General features: G+C 69.0%; 4 protein-coding genes. All 4 read right to left on the bottom strand.

All coding sequences use genetic code 11. From position 1 onward, the window contains the following. Positions 1-204: 204 nt before the first annotated feature. The 4 genes from H0U68_RS01435 to H0U68_RS01420 are packed head-to-tail and all read right to left on the bottom strand — an operon-like array spanning position 205 to position 3,493. Positions 205-651, bottom strand: a complete 447-nt coding sequence (locus H0U68_RS01435) for a MarR family transcriptional regulator (protein WP_296352377.1) — start codon at positions 649-651, stop codon at positions 205-207. 6 nt (positions 652-657) lie between these two features. Next, positions 658-1,680: a TRAP transporter substrate-binding protein DctP gene (gene dctP, locus H0U68_RS01430; RefSeq protein ID WP_296352376.1), complete on the bottom strand. Its 1,023-nt coding sequence runs from the start codon at positions 1,678-1,680 to the stop codon at positions 658-660. Positions 1,681-1,706: 26 nt separating this feature from the next. Further along, positions 1,707-3,005: a TRAP transporter large permease gene (locus tag H0U68_RS01425; RefSeq protein WP_296352375.1), complete on the bottom strand. Its 1,299-nt coding sequence runs from the start codon at positions 3,003-3,005 to the stop codon at positions 1,707-1,709. Beyond that, complete coding sequence (locus tag H0U68_RS01420) at positions 3,002-3,493, bottom strand: TRAP transporter small permease (protein ID WP_296352374.1); 492 nt, start codon at positions 3,491-3,493, stop codon at positions 3,002-3,004. The genes H0U68_RS01425 and H0U68_RS01420 overlap by 4 nt, the downstream gene beginning before the upstream one ends. Between the last annotated feature and the right edge of the window lie 118 nt (positions 3,494-3,611).

Here is a 3,611-nt window from a genome sequence, read left to right as displayed (position 1 = left end):
TTTGCAAGCAAACGCTCCGCTCAAACAGCGCCCGCGAGTCAGTTCACGAAGCGCGCAAGCGCGCCCGGCTCCGGACCGAGCAGAGCAGCCGCCCCAGAAATCGCCCCCACCGGGCATCGCGGCCCGCGACAAAGTGACGTTGCGCCGCGCGCGCGTTCCCCGAGGCCGATTGCGTTCCCCGAGGCCGAAGTCTTCTGCTGCCCGTTACGGCCCCTGCTCGCGCAAAGCGCCGATCAACTTGTCCAGCGTCGCGCCCAGCTGGTCCAGCTCGCGCTTTTGCACGCCGCGGAACAACTCGGCCTCGCGCTTCTTGGCCGCGATGCCGATCTTCCCGAACAGCCGCTTGCCTTGCGCGCTCAGGTACAGCCGGCTCTTGCGCTGGTCATCCGGGTTGTCCTTGCGCAGCAGGCGCCCGCGCCGCTCCAGCGCACCCAGTGCGCGGCTCACGCTCATCTTGTCCAGTCCGGTGGATTCCGCCACGTCGGTGGCGGACACGCCGGGGTGCGAGGCCAGCACCACCATCACGCGCCATTCGTTCAAGGACAGGTGGTGCTGCTTGCCCACCGTTTCCAGGAACGGCCGGGCGGTCAGGTTGACCACCCGCACCAGCTTGAAGAAAACCGAGGTGTCGAGCGGCAGCGGCGTGGCCATGCGGCCTCAGGCCTTGCGCGTCTTCGCCACCACCTCTTCCACCTTGGTGACGAATCCGGGGTTGGTCTGCGCCTTCCAGCGCGCGTAGGTGCGGCGCGTGGCCACCTGCCACACCTGCATTTCGGCCGGCGTCGGCACGTGCACCTGCACGCCCAGCGCCGAGACCTTCTGCACGTCTTCCTCGAACAGCTTGCGCACCAGCGCGATTTGCTGCTTCGCGGCGTCCTGCGCGGCCTCGCGCACGATCTTCTGGTCGGCCGGCGTCCAGCTTGCCCACACGGGCTGCGCAATGGCGAACAGCAGGATGTCATTGCTGTAGTTCCACTTCGTCACGTACTTCTGGCCCAGTGTGTTGATCTTGGCGGCCAGGAACACTTCCAGCGGATTCTCCTGCGCGTCCACTGCGCCCGAGGCCAGCGCCGGCTGTGCGTCGGCCCAGCTCATGAAGGTGGGATTGGCGCCGAAGCTGGTCATGATCTCGCCGTACATGGGGCTTCCGACCACGCGGATCTTGATGCCCTTCATGTCGTCCGGCTTCAGCACCGCGCGCTTGCTGTTGCTCAGCTGGCGGTAGCCGGTTTCGCCCACGGCCAGCGGCTCGGCGCCGGCCTTGCGCACCATGTCGAAGTAGTCGGCCATCAGCGCCTGGTTGCCGATCACCGCGTCGTAGGCCTTGTGGTCCGGCAGCAGGAAGGGCAGGGTGAAGGCCGCCAGCTCGCGCACCGTGCCGCTCCAGTTGATCGGCGCGCCGCACAGCACGTCGATCACGCCCTGGCGCATGGCGGAGAACTCGCGGTCCTGCTGGCCCTGCACCAGCGATGCGCCGGGATACTGCTTGATGTTGATGCGCCCGTTGGTGCGCTCGCGCGTCAGGTTGGCGAAGATCTCGCCGCCCCTGCCCCAGGCGAAGGCCGGCGGCACCACAGTGCTCATCTTGTATTCGGCCTTGTAGGCGCCCTGCGCGAAGGCCAAGCGCGGCAAAGCCAGCGCCGCGGCGCCGGCGGAGATCACGAGGTGTCGACGTTGCATGCGGGTCTCCTGGGGCTGCGTTGGAATCAGTAACCCAGCCGGCGCGGCAGCCACAGCGCCAGCTCGGGGTAGAAGAACACGGCGGCGATCATCACGATGAAGCTGACGATGAACCACAGCACCCATGGAATGGTGCTTTCGATGGGCACGCCGGCCATGCGGCAACTCACCATCAGGTTCACCGCCAGCGGCGGCGTGAACTGCGCCTTGGCCACCACCAGCGTGAGCAGCACGCCCAGCCAGACAAAGTCCCACTGGAAAGCCTGGGCGATCGGGTAGAGCAGCGGCACGAAGATCAGGAAAATGGACACGCCGTCGATGAACATGCTGATGAACAGCAGCGCGAGCAGCACCAGCGCCAGCGTGCCCAAGCTGCCCAGGCCGGCGGCCTTGACCCAGACCGCCAGCGGGTCGGCCACGCCCAGCGTGCTGATGGCGTAGCTGAACACGCCGGCCCCGGCCAGGATCAGCATGATCACCGCCGAGATTTCGGATGCTTCGCGCAGGATCGGATACAGGTCGCGCCAGGCAATGGTGCGGTGGATCGCCACGCCGACGAACAGCCCGTAGGCCACGGCCACGGCCGCCGCTTCGGTGGGCGTGAACCAGCCGACGCGCATGCCGCCCAGGATCAGGAACGGGGCGGCGAGTCCCCACGCCGCGCCGCGCAGCGAGGCCCAGAACGGCGGGCGCGGCAGCGCCGCTTCCTCGGCGCCGAAGCCGTGCTTGCGCGACAGCCAGATGGCCGGCACGACCAGCGCGATGCCGGCCATCACGCCGGGAATCATGCCGGCGGCGAACAGCGCGGGCACCGAGGCGCCGGGCACCAGCACGCTGTAGATCACGAAGGCGATCGACGGCGGGATCAGGATGTCGGTGGCCGCGGCCGCACCCACCACCGTGGCCGAGAACGAGGCCGGGTAGCCCGCGCGCGACATCGCGGCGATCATCACGCCGCCCACGGCCGCCGCGTTGGCCGGGCCCGAACCGCTGATGCCGCCCAGCACCATGGCCACCAGGATCGCCACCGTCGGCAGCATGCCGGGCCCGCGGCCCACGCAGGCGATGGCGAAGGTCACCATGCGCTGCGCGACGCCGGAGCGGTCGAAGATGGAGCCGACCAGCACGAACATCGGCAGCGCCAGCAGCGGGTACTTGGCCACCGCCGAATAGAAGTTCTGCGGCGCGGCCAGCAGCCCGAAATACTGCGAGTCGAAGTTGGCGGCGACGATGCTCACCACCGCGCTCAGCACCAGGCCGACCGCGATCGGCACGCCCGCCAGCAGCAGCGCCACGAAGGACAGCAGCAGCACGGCGGCGATCACCGGCCGTCCTCCTTGCCTTCGCGCAGCGTGCGCCAGACCACCATGGCCGCGCGGCCGGCGATGGCCAGGCACAGCGGCGGGATGAACACTCCGTACCACCACAGCGGCACGCCCAGGCCCATCGAGGTTTCGCTGTAGTGCAGCTGGTCGGCCACCCAGCGCAGGAACAGCGCCGCCAGCAGCCCGAAGGTGAGCGCCGTCGCCAGCGCGCCGAACAGCTTCAGGCCGCGGCGCGGGCGCTGCGTGCCGTCCGGCAATGTCCTGTTCAGGAAGAACTCGATACGGATGTGCCGGTCGTCGCGGCCGACCGCACTGGCGCCGGCCAGCGCCAGCACGACCATCAGGAACACCGAGATTTCCTCGGTCCAGGCCAGCGATTCGTCGGTGAGATAGCGCGTCGCCACGTTCACCAGCGTGATGACCAGCAGCAGCGCCATACTGGCGACCGCGATGCGTTCCTCCCAGGGCGGGCGCCGCGCTTGCGTCATGCGGCGGGGCCTTGGCCCAGCATGGCGCGGGCGGCCGCGGCAATGGCCTGCGCCGTCACGCGCGACTGCGCTTCCAGCACCGGCGCATAGCCGACCGGAATGCGCGGCGCGCCGAGCC

The sequence above is a fragment of the Ramlibacter sp. genome (assembly GCF_013697775.1).
In the GTDB taxonomy this organism is placed as follows: domain Bacteria; phylum Pseudomonadota; class Gammaproteobacteria; order Burkholderiales; family Burkholderiaceae_C; genus Ramlibacter.
Note: the sequence above shows the minus strand (reverse complement) of the source record. Positions and strands in the feature narration are given on the sequence as shown.

Bases quoted from the DNA above. Each gene is read 5' to 3' on its own strand.
- H0U68_RS01435 (WP_296352377.1), bottom strand. From the start codon at position 651: ATGGCCACGCCGCTGCCGCTCGACACCTCGGTTTTCTTCAAGCTGGTG.
- dctP (WP_296352376.1), bottom strand. From the start codon at position 1,680: ATGCAACGTCGACACCTCGTGATCTCCGCCGGCGCCGCGGCGCTGGCT.
- H0U68_RS01420 (WP_296352374.1), bottom strand. From the start codon at position 3,493: ATGACGCAAGCGCGGCGCCCGCCCTGGGAGGAACGCATCGCGGTCGCC.